The sequence below is a fragment of the Bacillus tuaregi genome (assembly GCF_900104575.1).
Lineage (GTDB): Bacteria > Bacillota > Bacilli > Bacillales > Cytobacillaceae > Bacillus_BD > Bacillus_BD tuaregi.
In genome coordinates this window covers 4288665-4308603 of the sequence record NZ_LT629731.1, presented here as the reverse complement: position 1 = coordinate 4308603, position 19939 = coordinate 4288665, and the positions used below count along the sequence as shown (strand labels likewise).

At 39.3% G+C, this 19939-nt stretch carries 13 protein-coding genes, 8 tRNA genes, 1 rRNA gene and 2 other annotated features; of the genes, 20 read left to right on the top strand and 2 right to left on the bottom strand.

The features are described from left to right. Window positions 1-39 precede the first annotated feature (39 nt). On the bottom strand, window positions 40-786 hold the full coding sequence (gene pdaB / locus BQ5321_RS23145; protein ID WP_071396681.1) for a polysaccharide deacetylase family sporulation protein PdaB: 747 nt from the start codon (window positions 784-786) through the stop codon (window positions 40-42). 131 nt (window positions 787-917) lie between these two features. Here pdaB and BQ5321_RS23140 point away from each other — a divergent pair, with 131 nt between their 5' ends. The 17 genes from BQ5321_RS23140 (at window position 918) to glmS (ending at window position 12896) form a co-directional block, all read left to right on the top strand. Next, entirely contained in the window at window positions 918-1178 is a 261-nt protein-coding gene (locus BQ5321_RS23140; protein WP_071396680.1) for a hypothetical protein, read from the top strand. A 408-nt stretch (window positions 1179-1586) separates the two neighbouring features. Beyond that, window positions 1587-1932, top strand: a sequence feature (23S ribosomal RNA rRNA prediction is too short). Window positions 1933-1941: 9 nt separating this feature from the next. After that, window positions 1942-2811 (top strand) — a sequence feature (23S ribosomal RNA rRNA prediction is too short). 170 nt (window positions 2812-2981) lie between these two features. Next, window positions 2982-3097: ribosomal RNA gene (gene rrf, locus BQ5321_RS23135) — 5S ribosomal RNA — on the top strand. A gap of 111 nt (window positions 3098-3208) precedes the next feature. After that, window positions 3209-3283 (top strand) — tRNA-Asn (locus tag BQ5321_RS23130). Window positions 3284-3322: 39 nt separating this feature from the next. Next, a tRNA-Thr gene (locus BQ5321_RS23125) sits at window positions 3323-3395 on the top strand. A gap of 16 nt (window positions 3396-3411) precedes the next feature. Continuing rightward, window positions 3412-3486, top strand: a tRNA-Glu gene (locus tag BQ5321_RS23120). Window positions 3487-3607: 121 nt separating this feature from the next. Beyond that, window positions 3608-3683, top strand: a tRNA-Val gene (locus BQ5321_RS23115). Window positions 3684-3768: 85 nt separating this feature from the next. Further along, window positions 3769-3844 (top strand) — tRNA-Thr (locus tag BQ5321_RS23110). A 34-nt stretch (window positions 3845-3878) separates the two neighbouring features. Next, a tRNA-Tyr gene (locus tag BQ5321_RS23105) sits at window positions 3879-3962 on the top strand. 73 nt (window positions 3963-4035) lie between these two features. Further along, window positions 4036-4110, top strand: a tRNA-Gln gene (locus tag BQ5321_RS23100). Window positions 4111-4113: 3 nt separating this feature from the next. Continuing rightward, a tRNA-Lys gene (locus BQ5321_RS23095) sits at window positions 4114-4186 on the top strand. Window positions 4187-4342: 156 nt separating this feature from the next. Further along, the gene (rocF, locus tag BQ5321_RS23090; protein WP_071396679.1) at window positions 4343-5239 is read left to right on the top strand and encodes an arginase; all 897 of its coding nucleotides are present in this window, start codon (window positions 4343-4345) and stop codon (window positions 5237-5239) included. Between the two features lie 239 nt (window positions 5240-5478). Further along, a complete protein-coding gene (sigW, locus tag BQ5321_RS23085; protein ID WP_071396678.1) occupies window positions 5479-6042 on the top strand; it encodes an RNA polymerase sigma factor SigW in 564 nt (187 codons plus the stop codon). 16 nt (window positions 6043-6058) lie between these two features. Beyond that, window positions 6059-6706, top strand: a complete 648-nt coding sequence (locus BQ5321_RS23080) for an anti-sigma factor family protein (protein ID WP_071396677.1) — start codon at window positions 6059-6061, stop codon at window positions 6704-6706. Window positions 6707-6930: 224 nt separating this feature from the next. Further along, window positions 6931-7758 (top strand): diadenylate cyclase CdaA, encoded by an 828-nt coding sequence (cdaA, locus tag BQ5321_RS23075; protein ID WP_071396676.1) that lies wholly within the window; start codon window positions 6931-6933, stop codon window positions 7756-7758. After that, the gene (locus BQ5321_RS23070; protein WP_071396675.1) at window positions 7751-9025 is read left to right on the top strand and encodes a CdaR family protein; all 1275 of its coding nucleotides are present in this window, start codon (window positions 7751-7753) and stop codon (window positions 9023-9025) included. Before cdaA ends, BQ5321_RS23070 begins: the two co-directional genes overlap by 8 nt. Window positions 9026-9138: 113 nt before the next feature. Then, entirely contained in the window at window positions 9139-10488 is a 1350-nt protein-coding gene (glmM, locus tag BQ5321_RS23065) for a phosphoglucosamine mutase (protein WP_071396674.1), read from the top strand. Between the two features lie 605 nt (window positions 10489-11093). Then, window positions 11094-12896, top strand: coding sequence for a glutamine--fructose-6-phosphate transaminase (isomerizing) (gene glmS, locus BQ5321_RS23060; RefSeq protein ID WP_071396673.1), 1803 nt, complete (start codon window positions 11094-11096; stop codon window positions 12894-12896). A gap of 1541 nt (window positions 12897-14437) precedes the next feature. Here the strand turns inward: glmS and BQ5321_RS23055 are convergent. Further along, window positions 14438-14764 carry a YnfA family protein gene (locus tag BQ5321_RS23055; protein WP_071396633.1) on the bottom strand — a complete coding sequence of 109 codons (327 nt, stop codon included), beginning with the start codon at window positions 14762-14764 and terminating at the stop codon, window positions 14438-14440. Window positions 14765-15301: 537 nt separating this feature from the next. Between BQ5321_RS23055 and BQ5321_RS23050 the strand changes: the two genes are divergently transcribed. Genes BQ5321_RS23050 through BQ5321_RS23040 form a run of 3 tightly spaced genes read left to right on the top strand, consistent with a single transcriptional unit; the run spans window position 15302 to window position 19939 of the window. Continuing rightward, window positions 15302-16153 (top strand): heteromeric transposase endonuclease subunit TnsA, encoded by an 852-nt coding sequence (locus tag BQ5321_RS23050; RefSeq protein WP_071396672.1) that lies wholly within the window; start codon window positions 15302-15304, stop codon window positions 16151-16153. Further along, window positions 16144-18294, top strand: a complete 2151-nt coding sequence (locus BQ5321_RS23045; RefSeq protein WP_071396671.1) for a Mu transposase C-terminal domain-containing protein — start codon at window positions 16144-16146, stop codon at window positions 18292-18294. The genes BQ5321_RS23050 and BQ5321_RS23045 overlap by 10 nt, the downstream gene beginning before the upstream one ends. Continuing rightward, entirely contained in the window at window positions 18287-19939 is a 1653-nt protein-coding gene (locus BQ5321_RS23040; protein WP_071396670.1) for an ATP-binding protein, read from the top strand. Before BQ5321_RS23045 ends, BQ5321_RS23040 begins: the two co-directional genes overlap by 8 nt.

Below are 19939 nucleotides of genomic sequence, written 5' to 3'. Positions count from 1 at the left end.
TCCTTCGATGAAGGACTTTTTCCTTTAATAGGTTGCTTATTATTTTATTTCGGTTGTCTTCGTATTAGCATTTGCAATCATTTCCGAAACCGTCACTAGCTTATAATTTTTAAGGCTGTCTAATATATATGGCAATGCCTTTTCTGTTTGTTTAGCAGAGTCTGATGCATGGAGAAGAATAATGTCACCCTTCTTAGCCTTAGCTACATTTTCAGTAATCGCTTTAACACCAGGATTAGTCCAGTCCTTTGAATCGATACTCCAGTGAACCACCGTATAACCATATCGCTGTGCGATCTTCAAGGTTTTGGCATCAAAATGTCCGGTAGGAGAGCGGAGAAGTTGAATATTATTGACATTAAGCTTTTTAAATGCGGTTTGTGCATTGGCTATATCCTGCCTGACTTTTTCTTCCTCCAATTCGGTATAGTCCTTATACTCATAACCAAGTATTCCAATTTCGTAGCCATCTTTTACAATTCGATTGACAAGGTCCGGATGCCGCTCTGCCCAGGAACCAGATAAGAAAAATGTTGCTGACTTTACATTGTATTTCTTAAGCGCATCAAGTATGGGTTCTGCCTTTTCATCACCCCACCCAATATTAAAGGTTAACGCAATATCCTTTTCCCCTTTATAAACGGCTCTTGGACCATCCTTTGCAGAAAAAACAGGGACCTGAATCATATTACCTAAAAATAAAAACCATGCAGTGAAAAATGAGGCCATACAAATTAAGAGAATTTGCTTAATTACTTTTCCATTTAACACAAAGAAGAAATTCATTAAATCACCTCGTCCCACACTCTCTGTACAATCCTATGAGGAATTTAAAAGAAAATGAACTAAATTTTTCATAAAAAATTCAAAAAAGGAAAACACTACAGTAAAAATAATGACGGCAAGGAGTATGAAAGATGATTGGTGTGTTATTAAATGAGATGGAGATTAAGGAAATGCAATATTTATTAAAGAGAGAGATGGATGAGATTTTATTTGATTTAAAGGATGAACGTATAGATCTTATTGTAAAAAAGGGAATGGAGGAGCGCTATAAACATTTATTTACGTTATTTAAGCGGGTAGCGGACCCGAAGGACTGTTTGAGGTATATGCGCACTACATCTAAAATATCTAAGGTTTCTAATCGCTACAAAAAAAATCAAAGAAGTTATTGACTTTAATTTTTAATCTTGTTATAGTAATAAACGTCGCTGATGAAAAAAACAATTTTATTATAATAATCAGTTGACAACAAACCACAAGAGATGTTAATATTAAAAGGATTCTGTTTTAAAAGTCTGTTAATTGCTCTTTGAAAACTAAACAAACAAAAACGTCAACGTTTTAATTTTTAGTCTTTTTAATAAAAGACAACTTATGAGCAGTCAAACGATTCTTTTGGAGAGTTTGATCCTGGCTCAGGACGAACGCTGGCGGCGTGCCTAATACATGCAAGTCGAGCGAATCTTCGGGAGCTTGCTCCCGAAGANTGATTCCACACTGCCAAGAAAAGCCTCTAGTGAGGATTAGGTGCCCGTACCGCAAACCGACACAGGTAGGCGAGGAGAGAATCCTAAGGTGTGCGAGAGAACTCTCGTTAAGGAACTCGGCAAAATGACCCCGTAACTTCGGGAGAAGGGGTGCTTTTTAGGGTTCATAGCCCTGAAAAGCCGCAGTGAATAGGCCCAGGCGACTGTTTAGCAAAAACACAGGTCTCTGCGAAGCCGCAAGGCGAAGTATAGGGGCTGACGCCTGCCCGGTGCTGGAAGGTTAAGAGGAGAGGTTAGCGCAAGCGAAGCTTTGAATTGAAGCCCCAGTAAACGGCGGCCGTAACTATAACGGTCCTAAGGTAGCGAAATTCCTTGTCGGGTAAGTTCCGACCCGCACGAAAGGCGTAACGATCTGGGCACTGTCTCAACGAGAGACTCGGTGAAATTATAGTACCTGTGAAGATGCAGGTTACCCGCGACAGGACGGAAAGACCCCGTGGAGCTTTACTGTAGCCTGATATTGAATTTTGGTACAGCTTGTACAGGATAGGTAGGAGCCTGAGAAGCCGGAGCGCCAGCTTCGGTGGAGGCGTCGGTGGGATACTACCCTGGCTGTATTGAACTTCTAACCCGCGCCCCTGATCGGGGCGGGAGACAGTGTCAGGTGGGCAGTTTGACTGGGGCGGTCGCCTCCTAAAAAGTAACGGAGGCGCCCAAAGGTTCCCTCAGAATGGTTGGAAATCATTCGTAGAGTGTAAAGGCACAAGGGAGCTTGACTGCGAGACCTACAAGTCGAGCAGGGACGAAAGTCGGGCTTAGTGATCCGGTGGTTCCGCATGGAAGGGCCATCGCTCAACGGATAAAAGCTACCCCGGGGATAACAGGCTTATCTCCCCCAAGAGTCCACATCGACGGGGAGGTTTGGCACCTCGATGTCGGCTCATCGCATCCTGGGGCTGTAGTCGGTCCCAAGGGTTGGGCTGTTCGCCCATTAAAGCGGTACGCGAGCTGGGTTCAGAACGTCGTGAGACAGTTCGGTCCCTATCCGTCGTGGGCGTAGGAAATTTGAGAGGAGCTGTCCTTAGTACGAGAGGACCGGGATGGACGCACCGCTGGTGTACCAGTTGTTCTGCCAAGAGCATCGCTGGGTAGCTATGTGCGGAAGGGATAAGTGCTGAAAGCATCTAAGCATGAAGCCCCCCTCGAGATGAGATTTCCCATAGCGTCAAGCTAGTAAGACCCCTGAAAGATGATCAGGTTGATAGGTTTGGGGTGGAAGCGTGGTGACACGTGGAGCTGACAAATACTAATCGGTCGAGGACTTAACCAAATTGAAAAGCGTAGGCGCTCTTTAGCGCCGCAGCTGGACAACACATTGTTTATTACTCGTTCTTTTTCTTCAGCATTATCTAGTTTTGAGGGAATAATTTTTAAAAAACCTCTTGAAAAATCATAAAAAGGCATTATAATAATATTTGTCTTGAATAGTTTGGTGACGATAGCGAGAAGGTCACACCCGTTCCCATCCCGAACACGGAAGTTAAGCTTCTCAGCGCCGATGGTAGTTGGGGTCTTACCCCTGTGAGAGTAGGACGTCGCCAAGCGTTATGCTATTCTGCAGTAGCTCAGTGAAACTCATCGTCCTGAAGAGGATGAGTTGTGCAACAAAAGCCATAGGCTTTTGAAGCACAGTTGCAATAGCCTGATTTTATCTTTCCGCAGTAGCTCAGTGGTAGAGCTATCGGCTGTTAACCGATCGGTCGTAGGTTCGAGTCCTACCTGCGGAGCCATTATTATTATAAAGCCTGATTGCTTGGCTTAAGAGCAACGCTTCCATAGCTCAGCAGGTAGAGCACTTCCATGGTAAGGAAGAGGTCATCGGTTCGAGCCCGATTGGAAGCTTTTTTAAAGACAAATTGGCCCCTTGGTCAAGCGGTTAAGACACCGCCCTTTCACGGCGGTAACACGGGTTCGAATCCCGTAGGGGTCACCATTTACAGGATGGTAGTTAGCTGTTAGTAATTAGAAATGAAAGATAAGAATTATGTCATATCTATTAGCACTGTTTTTTCTATCTAACTAATCACTAACCAACTAACAACTAAACCTAACCCGGAGGATTAGCTCAGCTGGGAGAGCATCTGCCTTACAAGCAGAGGGTCGGCGGTTCGAGCCCGTCATCCTCCACCATTTTAGTAGTTAGTAACTAGTAATTAGTTTGTTAGGTAGAGTAATTTCCTAACTACTAAAAGCTAACAACTAGTAACTAGAAATTGCCGGCCTAGCTCAATTGGTAGAGCAACTGACTTGTAATCAGTAGGTTGGGGGTTCAAGTCCTCTGGCCGGCACCAGGATTCCTTACATTCAAAGATTAACCATTATTCCGGAGGGGTAGCGAAGTGGCTAAACGCGGCGGACTGTAAATCCGCTCCCTTGGGTTCGGCGGTTCGAATCCGTCCCCCTCCACCATTTATTTTGAATAAGTCATAAGCAACGGGACACAATAATAAATGTCCTTTTTATTTTGTAAATATCATTATATTGGGCTATAGCCAAGCGGTAAGGCAACGGACTTTGACTCCGTCACTCGTAGGTTCGAATCCTGCTAGCCCAGCCATAAGAGCCATTAGCTCAGTCGGTAGAGCATCTGACTTTTAATCAGAGGGTCGAAGGTTCGAGTCCTTCATGGCTCATCTTGAAAATCTTAGGAGAACATCTCCTAAGATTTTTTTATTTTGGACAGATGTTTGATTTTAACAATTTTAATAAAGGTAATTTATAATATATAAGAAGAAACATGCGGATAATACAAAATGCGATCATGTATAATTCAACATGGAGGTTACGTTATGAAACAACTTTCAATTATTGGGATGCCAATGGACCTAGGGCAAATGAGACGTGGCGTAGATATGGGTCCGAGTGCGATGCGTTACGCAGGAATTTATGAAAACTTAAGTAAGCTCTTTGATAAGATTGATGATAAAGGCGATATTGCAATTGGCCGTCCTGAGGTTGTGGTTGACCCCGATTCTAATTTGCGAAACCTGCATCTCGTTGCAGAGAAAAATGAGGAATTGGCTAAGGCTGTCTCAGATGTAATAGAAGAGGGTGCTTTTCCCTTAGTATTAGGTGGAGACCACAGTATTGCGATTGGGACATTAGCAGGTGTTGCAAAGCATTATAAGAATTTAGGGGTCATCTGGTTTGACGCACATGGAGATTTAAATACAGCCGAAACATCTCCGACTGGAAATATACATGGGATGCCCTTAGCCGTCAGTATTGGATTAGGTCACGAGCTGCTTACAAATATGATGGGCTATAGTCCAAAAGTGAAACCAGAGCATATTGTGATTATTGGGGCACGTTCATTAGATGAAGGTGAAAGAGTGCTAATTAAGGAAAGAGGCATTAAGGTATACACGATGCATGAAATTGATCGATTAGGTATGACAAAGGTGATGGATGAAACAATCTCCTATTTAAAGGAAAAGGCCGATGGTGTTCATTTATCGCTGGACCTGGACGGATTAGACCCTTCAGATGCACCAGGAGTGGGAACACCTGTTACAGGCGGGGTAAGCTATCGGGAAAGTCATCTAGCGATGGAGATGCTTGCTGAATCAGGGATCATTACATCTGCTGAATTTGTGGAAGTCAACCCAATCCTTGATGAAAAAAATAAAACGGCAGCAGCAGCAGTGAAATTAATGGGTTCATTATTTGGCGAAAAACTATTATAATAGACGAAAAAGCGGTAACTATTATCGACAGTTACTGCTTATTTTTTGTCTAATATTGTTAAAATAAATACATAAGTCAGGGTTGAGAATTGCCAAAATTCCTAATAGACCATCACATTTTTGCAGACCAAGCCAAATTCTTTTAATTAAAAACTAAATATGAAAAAATGATGAAAAGTGAAACCTTTTCCGGTATCGATTCGTAATATCGAGTAGCCGCATAGAGCGGAGGTAAGAGAATGGAAGCAATAATTAAAAAACGCGTAAAACAGGTTTTAAAGGGAGATCGAAACGCTTTTGGAGAAATCGTAGAAATTTATAAGGATAAAGTGTTTCAGCTGTCATTTCGAATGCTGGGTAATAGACATGAAGCCGAGGATATTGCTCAGGAAGCCTTTATTCGTGCTTATGTCAATATTCAAAGTTATAATATTAACCTAAAGTTTTCAACTTGGCTCTATCGGATTGCCACGAACCTATGTATTGATCGGATTCGAAAGAAAAAACCTGATTATTATCTTGACGCTGAAGTTGCAGGAACTGAAGGATTAACAATGTATTCCCAGATTCCCTCAAAAACACGACTTCCAGAGGACGATGTAGAAAGCCTGGAGCTCCAAGATACCATACAAAGAGAGATCTCAAATCTGCCTGAGAAATACCGAACAGTTATCGTGCTTAAATATATAGAAGAACTGTCATTGAATGAAATAAGCGAAATCCTTGAAATGCCGCTTGGAACGGTTAAAACAAGAATTCATCGCGGTCGGGAAGCTTTGAGAAAACAATTACGACATGTGTGATAAGAGGGTGAGAACTTTGAAATGTCCAGAAAAATTGGTAGCTTATATGCATGAATACTTAGATGATGAGATCTCAGCCGAACATGAAAAAGAATTAAGAGAGCATATTCACCGCTGTATGGATTGCAAATTATATTTTCATCAATTAAAAAGGTCGATTGCCTTAGTGCAAAGTACATCACATATTCAAGCACCTAGCAATTTTACAGAAAATATTATGGCTAATTTGCCTAAGGAAAAGCGAAAAGTTGGTGTCAAACGGTGGTTTATGCAGCATCCATTACTGACAGCAGCCTCTCTATTTCTTGTATTAATGACAGGCAGTCTGTTATCGACTTGGAACCAGGATCAACAATTCTCTGTTTCAAAGCAGCCAAATTTAATCGTCCAAAATGATACAGTCATCGTTCCGGACGGTGAGGTTGTAGAGGGAGATATTATAGTTCGTAATGGTAAATTAAAAATTGAAGGTCAGGTTGATGGCAATGTTACCGTTATTAATGGAGAACAATACATGGCATCAGCCGGAAACGTAACAGGTGAGATAAAAGAAATTAATGAAGTGTTCGAGTGGCTTTGGTATCACATAAAGGAAACAGGTGAAGAGGTCTTCAGCATATTTGATGAACAAAAGGTCGTCGGGAAAAATGATGATAATGCCTAGTTTGCCATAAAAAAACTCTGCTAAGGCAGGGTTTTTTCATGCTAGTTTTTCTTCCATGTTCAAGTTATTCTAATAATGGATATACGAGCAGTTACTGGATTGGTATTTGTACCTATTGTGGTATAATAGGAAAGATACATAATGAAGCGAATCAAATAAAAACTCTCATGATATAATAGATTCTTATGTACCAAAGTTAACAATTAATAAATGGAGGAAGAACAATGTTGTTTGAAGACCTTCAACTAATGGAATATTTGGCTAATACTGTTGACGTTCTCCTCGTTTGGTACGTCATTTATAAAATAATAATGATTGTCAGAGGGACGAAGGCTGTCCAGTTTTTAAAAGGTATTTTTGTTATTCTCATTGTCCAGCTGATAAGTGAAGTCTTCCATCTTCAAACACTTTTTTGGATAACTGATCAAATTATTGATTGGGGATTTCTAGCCATTATTATCGTTTTTCAGCCGGAATTAAGAAGAGCCCTAGAACAATTAGGCCGCGGAAGGTTCTTTTCTAGAACAGGCTCCCGGGAAGAGGATGATCAGGAAAAAACGGTTGAAGCCATCATAAAAGCAGTTGATTATATGGCGAAAAGAAGAATAGGGGCGCTCATTTCTTTAGAGATGGAAACGGGAATGAGTGACTATATTGAAACAGGAATTGAAGTCGATTCGAAAATATCATCTGAGCTGTTGATCAATATCTTTATTCCCAATACACCGCTCCATGATGGGGCCGTTATTTTACAAAAAAACAGAGTGGCAGCCGCAGCTTGTTATTTACCATTATCAGAAAGTCCGTTTATTTCAAAAGAACTGGGGACAAGACACCGTGCCGCAATTGGTATTAGTGAAGTGACGGACAGTTTAACAGTGGTTGTATCAGAGGAAACGGGTGCTGTTTCTTTGACCAAAAACGGTAAACTGCATAGGGATTTAGGCAAGGAAGCTTTTCGCGAGATGCTAACAAATGAATTATTAGCTCCAACTACAGAGAAACAAGCTTCTTCAGCTCGTTGGAACTGGAGGGGGAAGAAACATGGATAAATGGCTCGATCAACTAACGGATAGTAAGCTGTTTATGAAACTAGTAGCTTTGTTATTAGCTTTGTTATTATTTGGTACTGTCTATGACAGCAGTAAGGATACCAATGAAATAAATGTTCCAGGCAGTGAACAGTCAGAAATTATCCCCAACATTCCGGTTAAGAGCTATTACGATACGGACAACCTTGTCATCACAGGTGTCCCGGAAACAGTTGAAGTGACTCTAAAGGGACCTACTCCTAATTTGCAGGTTGCGAAGACGCAGAAGGATTTTGAAGTATATGCTGATTTATCAGACGTAAAGGTTGGTAAGCAACGGGTCAAGCTCCAAATCAGGAATCTGTCTGATAAATTAAAGGCTACGATTAATCCAGACTATGTTGAAGTAAACGTACAGGAAAAGGTCACAAAGGAATATACGATCGATGCTGAGTTTAATCATAAGCTAGTTGCAGATGGATATGAGGCAGGTGCTCCTGTTGTAAAGCCGAATAAAGTAAAAATTACCGGCGGCAAAGATGTAATGGATAAAATTAGTTATGTAAAGGCTATTATTGACATCAATAAAACAGTGAATGACACCATTGATGAATCAGCTAGAGTGACGGTTCTAGATGAAAATTTAAATAAGTTAAATGTTATTGTAGATCATGAGGTAGTCAATGTAACGGTTCCGATTAAGAAGCTAAGTAAAACGGTGAAAATCGATGTAGTTGAGAAAGGTGCACCTGCTGAAGGAGTAACTATTGAGTCTATTACTTTAGATACAAATGAGGCAACGATTTCTGCAAATCAGGATATTTTGGATAAGACAGAAGCTGTGAGAGTAGAAGTCGACGTTAGCTCGCTGAAAGAAAGTACGGACTTGACCCTGCCAGTTATCATTTCTGATGAAATCAAAGAAGTAACACCTAAAACGGTTAAAGCGACGGTTAAAATTAGCTCTAACAGTGAAGAAACGTCTGGAACTGAAGTAGAGACAACCAAAACACTAGCAAAGCTTCCCATCCGCTTTATTGGGTTGCCGGAAAACTATCATGCTGTTTTTCGGGACCCAGCAAGTGGTAGCCTTGATTTAACCATAACAGGAAAAGAAAGTGTCCTTACGGGAATTAATGAATCTGATTTCCAATTATCAGTGAATGTGGCTGAATTGAGTGTAGGAGAGCACAAGGTCAAGCTGGATGTTAAGGGTCCGGAAAATGTCACCTGGACATCCGATATTAATACTATTACGGTAGCTATTTCGGAAAAACAACAGGCTTAGCTTTTAAATGAATTTTCTTAAATAATCATAAAACAAAACAAAATGATTTAGAGGGAAGAACCGGTGTCCCTCTATACGATATAGGAATAATCCTAGAAGGAGCGATTCAAACAATGGGTAAATATTTCGGTACTGATGGAGTCAGAGGAGTGGCAAATAGTGAGTTAACTCCGGAACTGGCTTTCAAATTAGGACGCTTTGGTGGTTTTGTATTAACGAAAAACCATGCTCGGCCAAAGGTATTAATTGGACGTGACACACGTATTTCTGGGCACATGCTAGAAGGGGCTCTTGTAGCTGGACTTCTCTCCATTGGCGCGGAAGTCATGCGTTTAGGCGTTATTTCTACACCAGGAGTATCCTATTTAACAAAAGCAATGGGAGCTCAGGCAGGAGTGATGATTTCTGCTTCTCATAACCCAGTGGCTGACAATGGAATTAAATTTTTTGGTCCTGATGGATTTAAATTATCTGATGAGCAGGAAAATGAAATAGAGAAGCTAATGGACCTGGAAGAAGATCAACTGCCAAGACCGATTGGTGCTGAATTAGGCTTGGTAAATGATTACTTTGAAGGTGTGCAAAAGTATTTACAGTATTTAAAACAAACAGTGGACGAGGATTTCTCAGATATACATATTGCATTAGACTGTGCACATGGAGCCACATCGAACCTTGCCACCTATTTATTTGCTGATCTTGACGCTGATATCTCGACAATGGGCGCGTCACCTAATGGGCTGAATATTAACGAGGGTGTCGGTTCCACACACCCTGAAGCTCTGGCAGCCTTTTTAAAGGAAAAGGGAGCGGATGTTGGCCTTGCCTTTGACGGTGATGGCGACCGCATCATTGCAGTTGATGAAAATGGCGAAATCGTTGATGGCGACCAGATTATGTATATTTGTGCAAAGTATATGAAAGAGCATGGTTTACTTAAGCAGAGTACAGTTGTATCGACAGTTATGAGTAATCTAGGTTTTTATAAAGCATTGGAGACACAAGGGATTCATAGCATTTCAACTGCTGTCGGTGACCGCTATGTCGTTGAAGAAATGAAGAAGAACGGCTATAATCTGGGCGGTGAGCAGTCAGGGCATATTATCTTCCTTGATTACAACACAACCGGAGATGGATTGTTAACAGGTGTTCAACTAATAAATATTATGAAGATGACAAATAAGCCATTATCAGAGCTTGCAGCGGAAATGAAGAAATATCCGCAAAAGCTTGTGAATATTCGTGTGAAGGACAAGCACCATGTAACGGATAATGAAAAGGTAAGTAAGGTCATTCAAGAGGTTGAAGAGGAAATGAACGGGAATGGAAGAATCCTCGTTCGTCCTTCAGGAACAGAACCTCTTGTACGTGTTATGGCCGAAGCATCAACAGAGGAGCTTTGCGAATCCTATGTCAGCCGCATTGCACAGGTCGTTGAAAATGAAATGGGATTAACGGAATAGATAGTTGGGTGTCAGGCACCACAAAAAGACAAATTGTACTAATTTGTCCATCATTGGTGCCTGACACCATTTTTTTTGCTGCGCATATTTTATGGTGTACAGTAGTAAAAAAGTGAACATAATATGACCATGATTGACGAGGTTTATAAACTATTGTATGATTGTTCTTGTTTCTGAACCATATAAGGAACAACACATATCATAATGAAGGAGGCGAGAGCTTAATATAACCACCAATTAAATGTAAAAGCGCCTGGACTACATCCATGTGATGGATGATAGTTGACGAGGAGGAGGTTTATCGAATTTTCGGCGGATGCCTCCCGGTTGCCAGCACAACCGAAAAACACTTCCTTAAATCATTAGGGTAACTTAATGGACAAAGGGAAGGGTATGCTAAACAAGATAGGATCTATCATGGGTCCGTCATCATATTTGATAAAAAACAATACAGAGATAAGGGGACAAGAATGTCCCAAAAAAAGTTGTAAAGGGATGCCTTGCAAGTACGTATGCGACCGGTCGCACCTAATATTTGTGAGCCATTGATCAGCTTGAACTTTATATAAAGACTTCTTGTTCCCTTATAGGGAGGATGAAGAAATATGTGTGGAATAGTAGGATATATTGGTAATCAAGATTCAAAAGAGGTTTTATTAAAGGGATTAGAAAAGCTGGAATATAGAGGATATGATTCTGCCGGTATCGCATTAATGAATGATGATGGTGTTCAAGTGTTTAAAGAAAAAGGTCGTATTGCTGATCTACGTAGTATCGTGGATTATGATCTTTTAGCTAATACAGGTATTGGTCACACACGCTGGGCTACACATGGTGTACCAAGTCAATCAAATGCACATCCGCACAAAAGTAATTCTGGCCGTTTTACACTTGTTCATAACGGTGTAATCGAAAACTACGAATTAATTAAGAATGAGTATTTAATGGATGTATCATTACAAAGTGATACAGATACTGAAATTATCGTTCAGCTAATTGAGTTATTGGTTAACAAAGGAACAGATGTGGAGAACGCCTTCTGTCAAACTCTTGGGCTATTGAAGGGTTCTTATGCGATAGCCTTACTGGATGAACAAAATTCGGATATCATCTATGTAGCCAAAAATAAAAGCCCTCTTTTAGTTGGAATCGGGGAAGATTTCAATGTCGTTGCCAGTGATGCATTGGCAATGCTACAGGTTACAGACCGTTTTGTTGAAATCATGGATAAGGAAATCGTTATTGTTACGAAAAACGAAGTAACCATCAAAACACTTTCCGGTGAAGTGGTACAGCGTAACCCATACCGTGCTGAATTGGATGCTAGTGATATTGAAAAAGGAACCTATCCGCATTTTATGCTGAAGGAAATTGACGAACAGCCACTAGTACTACGTAAAATTATTCAAAAGTATCGCAGTGAAAATGGCGAATTGGAAGTTGATGAGGACATTGTGAAGGCAGTGAAAGATGCCGATCGTATCTATATTATTGCTGCTGGAACATCTTATCATGCAGGCCTAGTAGGAAAGCAGTTTATTGAGAAATTGGCTGCCGTTCCTGTCGAAGTTCATATTGCTAGTGAGTTTGGCTATAACATTCCATTATTATCTGAAAAGCCGCTGTTTATTTTTATCTCACAAAGCGGTGAAACTGCTGATAGCCGTGCTGTTCTGGTTCAAATTAAAGAGCTTGGCCATAAAGCATTAACGATTACAAATGTTCCCGGCTCCACGCTATCGAGAGAAGCAGACTATACATTATTGCTGCATGCTGGTCCTGAAATTGCGGTTGCTTCTACAAAAGCCTATACAGCTCAATTAGGAGTATTGGCAATCCTCGCTGAAGTGGTTGCAAAGAGCAAGAATATCGAAGTCGACTTCGATCTTTCTCGAGAACTTGGAATTGTTGCTAATGCGATGGAGGTCCTTTGTGACACCAAAGAAGAATTTGAAAAAATGGCTAGTGAGTATGTTGCAACAACTCGAAATGCCTTCTTTATTGGCCGTGGCGTAGACTACTATGTATGTCTTGAAGGCTCATTGAAATTAAAGGAAATTTCTTATATTCAGGCTGAAGGCTTTGCAGGTGGAGAGTTAAAGCATGGAACGATTGCTTTAATTGAAGACGGTACTCCAATTATTGCCTTAGCTACACAGGAAAGTGTGAACTTAAGTATTCGCGGTAATGTAAAAGAGGTCGTTGCCCGCGGAGCAAATCCATGTATTATCTCCATGAAGGGACTTGAAATGGCTGATGACCGTTTCGTGATTCCGGAGGTGCATGAACTATTAACACCTCTTATCTCTGTAATCCCAATGCAGCTCTTCGCTTACTACGCAGCCCTGCACCGCAACTGCGATGTCGATAAGCCGCGTAATCTAGCAAAATCTGTTACGGTTGAGTAATAAATGTTGCGAAGAAACACCCCTTTGTGTTAAAACAAAATAAAGTTTGCAGAATAAGAAAAAAGTCTGCATAAGAAGAATAAAGTTTGCATAAAGCCCCGTGAGTGTATCCAGTATATGGATGTATAAACGGGGTTTTTTATGTGGATTTATGGCCATAATGAGGTATCTGTAGGGAATTCCCTTACGGGAAGAGTAACCCTTGAGTAAGTAGGGTGAAAGGAATGTCCCTATGTCTCTCTAAAGGTATACAGACCCGAAACTAATTCAATGAACGAATGCCCACACCCTGTAACGTGTAAAATGCTTCAAGTGGTTTCTCCTATGAAATAAATATATATAAATAATAAGGGATTGGTCATGTAAGAGGAGTCATCAGGTATCGGGGGTTCTTGTTTGTCCAGAGCATGGGATACCACTGTATGACAGCCAAGTCTATACGGGGATATCACAAGGGAACTGGGTGGTATTGGTGAACCGTAAGGTTTCTTATTGTCTCCTATGTAACTTCTGTTAATAAAGTGTCAGTCTCACTTATCCCCCACTTACAATCTGAAAATGATTTTTCAAAAAAGGGAAGTGGGAGCCAGTCTATGTATGAGTCTGATATATAGACTATCGAATCGGGAACGTATCTAGGATATCTTTTCTCGGTTTTTTTATTTGGAGAAGGTTTGAGAATTACTTTCACAGCCAAAGGTGAAAATAATGGATAAGGATGCATGTTGATTGTGGTATTGCTTTTAAAATGTGTTCATTATATGTGGGTGTCAAACCAAACTGAAGTTTGAAGTATGGGAAAAAATCTGTTTATAAAGAAAAAAGTTTATACAGAGCCCCCTGAGTGTATCCAGAGTATGGATATAATTACAGGGCTTTTTTATATAAAACTGAGTCTTAACGAGGTTCCCTGAGAGGATCAGGCTTACCCTTACGGGGAGGATAATCCCTGCATAAGTACAACACAAGGGACGTCCCCCTTTTTCTCTGAAGAGCATTCAAACCAACTCAATCAAGGGAAGCCCACGTCCAGAAGTGTATAACATGCTTCATAAAGAAGCACTCGCCCATAAAAAATAAATAAATATATAAATAAATGATTAGGCATAGGTCATGTGGTAAGTAGGTGAATTGTGGTGGTACAAGGGAAACCGTAAGGTATACTAATGGATTATCTGTATCTGCAAGTTTACAACTCTCTTATACATTAAGTAACTGTCCAAGGCAGGGGAAGAGGGAGCCAACTATGTATTAGGCTGATGTATTAGTCTAACGAATCGGGGAAATGTATCTACGATACCTCTTCTCGGTTCTATTTTATTTGATAAAGGTGAAAATAAACAGAAAAGCCTGTCTCCCAAATACATAACTCTACTTATTAAAAATTAGTTCCATTTTAGAAAAATGAAAAAGAGTAAGAGGGAAAAGGGATTTAGGAGGATAGTGGACATCGTAAGACCTTCTTTCAAACTCACACCTACACGGTTCGGGATACACCTTCGTTAGTTGATTTCCCTTCAATGTATTCTTGTCTTTTTACTTTATTGGCGAGGTGCAAATAACATTACTGAAACACCCACTAAACATATACCAGCACCTATCCAATCGTATAAATCAGGTGTTCTTTTATCAATCCCCCATCCCCACAATACAGAAAGAACAATAAATACTCCTCCATAGGCAGCATATACTCTGCCGAATAATGGGAATGTTTGAAATGTGGCAATAATACCATATAACGCTAAGGCTAGTCCTCCGAAAGCACCCCAATAAAATGGCTTACCTTCTCTTAACCATAGCCAGATAAGATAACCTCCACCAATCTCTGCAAATCCAGCAAATATAAACAATACAATTGTGTAAATCATTTAATGCCCACCCTTGATAACTAATTAACATGGCAATTATACCGTATTCCAAGGGTAGTAAAGAACTGCATTACCCTATAACAATCAGAAGTCAAGAATCGGTTTTGGTTCAGGTGTCACCGTAAGGTGCCTTCATGAGGTTTAGGTTACTCTCTTTGTTTGGTGATCTCTCCTCTATGTTTAAGCAAACTTTATTCTTATCTTTATTATTTATTGATTTCATTTCTGACTTAAAACGAGCAAATCTTTGTGCAAACTTTATTCTCATGAAATAAGTTGGGTAATGCCTTTGAGGCTATATATGGCAAGGGATGGACGTATTTACTCGTTTCTGCAAACTTTATTCTAATTTAACATAGTTACAAAAACTTATTTGCAGTAAATATCTTAGGTGTTAGAAGAATGATAATAATGTTCTCTTAAAATCATAAAAAAGATTGCTGGGGGATATTGAATGTGTCTAACCGGCCCGTTAGAATCGAGTTACTAAAAATTCACTAGAGTACTAGATACATAATGCAGTAGAGGAAGTGGAGTATGACAAAACGTAATCAATCTTGGAATGAGAATAAATATAATCGGTTTGTTAAAGAAGGACGAGGACAAGGAGCAGGTAAGGAATATAAACCGTGGTTGACTATTCAGGATTTTCCTTCTATGGGGCGGGTATCAAGAATACTTGGGTGGAAGAGTGGTAGGGTACATCATTTATTTTCGGATTTGCAGGCTCGATACTTTTATATGTTGGAGTGGGAAGATGCGGTTGTGGACATACGAGAACATTTTCCCCTATTGGATCTTGAAGATACTATACAACAGAAATCAGATTTGAATTTTAAACTTTTTACAGATAAGGAAAGTGGATACCCATATACACTAAGTACTAATTTCTTAATAACAATAAATAGAGCCGATGGAGTTAATTTGTATTTAGCAAGAAGCATAAAAATGGCTTCGGAACTTGAGAAGAAAATGACATTAGAAAGATTAGAAATTGAACGCCGATATTGGACGGAAAAAGGAATAGACTGGGGAGTTGTTACGCAAAAAGAAATTTCTAATGTGGTTGCAAAAAATATTGAATGGGTGCATTCTTCCTTATTTTCATATGCTGAAAGAGGCTTTACACAGGATGAACTGATTTATTTAGGTAACGCTTTAATAGAAAGATTAATAGATGCCAAGCATTCAGTTAGAAAGATAACTGCTGATTTTGACAAGGAGTTTAATAACGATTCGGGTACAGGGTTATTTGTGTTCAAGTTCTTAATTGCTTCAAAACAGATTGGAATAGATATGACTAATCAAATTAATGTAAATCTATCCAACCCAATAATTGAAGTAAAGCCACGAATTACGCATGAGGAGGCAAAAAGAAAATGCTTGTAGTGAATAATCTTATTTCCTTTACTACGTCAGAAAACGAGAAAGTAGTTGAAAGGGTATTATGGCTTAATAAAGCACATGATTATGGGTACTTTTTTAATATTCATTCCATCTCTCTGCCCTATGAAATGAATATTTCAGAAGTAGAAGACGGACTTAACAAGGGTAGCATGGTTATTGTTGAAAAAGACCCTTTCAGACGGTTGATAAATGAAAATGATATTCCTGAAAAGCATCTGTCCTTACGTGACAATGCTTGGGAGATCATAAAGGATATCGTGAAGTTAGAACCATTTGTTTACCACTCAGCAGAAAGGAGAAAATTAATTCTAAAAATATGTGAAGTCCACAATGTTCATGAAAGTACAGTTATTCGCTACTTAAAGAAGTATTGGCAACGCGGTAAAACCAAAAATGCCCTTTTACCTGATTATTATCTCTGTGGGGGTAAGGGTAAGGAAAAGAGGGCAAGTGAAATAAAAAGAGGAAGGCCTAGAAAGCATGGACAGGTTACAGGAGAAGGAATAAATATTGATGAAAATATTAAAAAAATATTTAGGTCTGCTATAAACAAGCATTATTACTCCTCTGCTGAAAAATCACTAACTCTTACCTACGAATTAATGTTAAAAGATTATTTTAGCATGGACAGTAAAGTGAAAGGAAAAGTAGAAATACCCGTAATAAAATCCTATGGAGAGTTACCTTCACTAAATCAATTTAGATATTGGTTTGAAAAGGAAAGAGACATAAAAAAGGAAATCAGCCAAAGAAAAGGTCGAAAAAACTATGACCAAAATCATAGAGCAATTATTGGGGAGTCTACAACCGAAGCATTAGGTCCCGGTGCAGTTTATCAGATTGATGCAACGGTAGGCGACTTGTACCTGTTATCAAGATTTAATCGTGATTGGATAATTGGACGACCTGTAATTTATTCTGTAATGGATGTTTATAGCAGAATGATCGTAGGTCTATATATTGGATTGGAAGGTCCATCTTGGGCTGGTGCAATGATGGCTTTGGCTAATGCTGCCTCTGATAAAGTTAGTTTTTGTCGGGACTTCGGAATTGAGATTGAAAAACATGAGTGGCCTGCAGCACATCTTCCAGAATCTATTTTGGCTGACCGAGGAGAATTAGAGGGAAGTAAAGTTGAGCCCCTAATTAATAACTTCGGAATAAAAATTCTAAATACACCCTCTTACAGGGCTGATTTAAAGGGAATAATTGAACAGCATTTCCGAGTGACCAATACAAGAACGAAGGCTTTTCTGCCGGGTTCAGTAAAGCCTGTTAAAGAACGTGGGGATCGTGATTACCGTTTGGAAGCACAATTGGATATTTACCAGTTTACTCAAGTGATTATTAAATGTGTTTTATATCATAATAATCAACATTATCTTACAAACTATCAGCGTGAAGAAATGATGGTGGAGGACGGCATAGAGTCTATTCCAATACAACTTTGGGAATGGGGGATAAACAACAAATCTGGAAAGTTACGTCATGCTTCAGAAGATATTGTAAAACTTAATCTCATGCCAACGGGCAAGGCTACTGTAACTGCAAAAGGGATTGCGTATAAAGGGTTACTATATGGTTCAAAACAGTCCTTAAAGGAAAGGTGGTTTGAAAAAGCACGGAATCGGGGGACTTGGAAAATTGAAATAAGTTATGATCCAAGAAATATGGATTATATATATTTACGGGCTGAAGATGGTTTGAGTTTTGATAAATGTTTTTTATTGGAACATCAACAACGTTATAAGGGCAAGGTAGTTGAAGAAGTCGATTATTTGCTAGAATACGAGAAACTGAAAGAAAGGCAACACAAGGAGAAGACAATACAGTCAAAAGTTGATTTAAATACTGAAATCGAGGAAATTGTAAATCAGGCTAAACAGAAAACATCTCAAAATCAAACGAATCAAACCAGTAATAGAAGCAAGATTGGAAGCATACGAGAAAACCGTACTGTTGAAAAAATGATTCAACGTGAAGAAGAGGCCTTTGAATTAAATAAAAGTAATATAGAAAACTCAGAGGTTGTTCCTTTTAATCAATCTGAAAGTATGAGGGATACAGGGTATGATTTGTTGTTGAGAAAGCAGAAGGAGGCTTTAAATAAAAAAGATGAATAGAGTCATCATTCCAAATGGTTGTGATGCTGTTGTCGCTGAATACGGGGAACAGGTTATTGAGGAATATAGAGGGAATCCCTTCATTGAAGCACTTCCCTCTATCCTTTCTACAGAGGAAGCCATTGAAAAAATGGCTATATATGCCGAATACAATTCAAAAGCAAGAATGCTAGATAAACATTATCGCATTCATTTGGTACAAAGATTATTCCAATGTTTTCAGCCGTTATGGATACACTTGGATTTGGAAAGTAGAATTTCCAGAGTTATTCGGCAGGGATATTTGGCAAGAAATCCTTTTCGAACCGGATATGCACAGGGCTTGCAGGAAGGGCATCGAAATATCAACGGATTGCAAAGTGAATTAAGCAATAATAGTGTTTTTAGAACAACAGCAGCAGGATTTACGATAATCGGTGTAAGTGGCATGGGAAAAACAACGGCTTTAAATAGGATTTTATCTTTATACCCTCAAGTCATTGTTCATAAAGACTATAATGGAGTAAATTTCAGTATGTATCAACTTGTATGGCTTAAACTTGATTGCCCATTTGATTCTTCCTTGAGAGGACTAGCCTTGGAATTTTTCCGTAAGGTAGACGATTTATTAGGAACAGAGTATCATAAAAAATTTGGCCTAGGTAGAAAAACTATAAATGATATGTTGGTGATTATGTCTCAAATAGCGAGAAACACAGGGCTGGGCGTTTTAGTTATAGACGAGATTCAGCATTTAAGTAAAGCCAAAAGTGGTGGGGATCAGAAGATGCTGAACTTTTTTGTAACACTAGTTAATACAATTGGAGTTCCAGTTATTTTAGTAGGAACACCCGCTGGATTGTCTATTTTGCAAAGCGAATTTAGACAGGCAAGACGGGGAAGTGGTCAAGGGGATATGATTTGGGATAGGTTGAAAAACGACCAAAACTGGGATTTATTGATTAATGCTCTTTGGGGCTATCAATGGACAAGAAAACAGATTCCTTTAACGGATGATTTTAAAAATATCCTGTATGAGGAAAGCCAAGGTATTATTGATATCGCTGTAAAACTTTATGCCATGGCTCAAATTGAGGCCATTATGATGGAAAGAGAAGAAATAATGCCAGAAACAATTAGTCAGGTGGCTAGTAAGCATTTGCAACTTGTTAGGCCAATGATTCAGGCTTTGAAGTCGGGCAACATTAGTAAGATTGCAAAGTTTGAAGATATCAGTACAGTGGACGTAGATTTTTTAGGATTTATGGAAAAAGAAAGGGCTTCTGTTGATTTGCAAATGAAGATGGAGGCAATAAAAAGAACACAAAAGAAAAAAGAACAAGAAATGAGTATTTCAATAAAAGAAAAGGCAATTTTGAAACTTATAGAATTGGATTTTGAACCTACCGAGGTTCAAAAGGTTGTAGAAGAAATTACTGAAAAAGAGGCGAATTTGGATATCAACGAACTGGTTGTTAAGACCATACAGGGTATATCCGCTTCAACTAAACGAAATAAAAAACGAAAGAAAGAAGAATCTTCTGTAGAGAATGATATAAGGACCTTAGTTGTTGAATGTCGTAAGGAAAACAAAACAGCCTATGAAGGTCTTGGTAATGGGGGTTTTATCAAGAGTTATGAATACGATTTCGGTCAGACAGGGTGA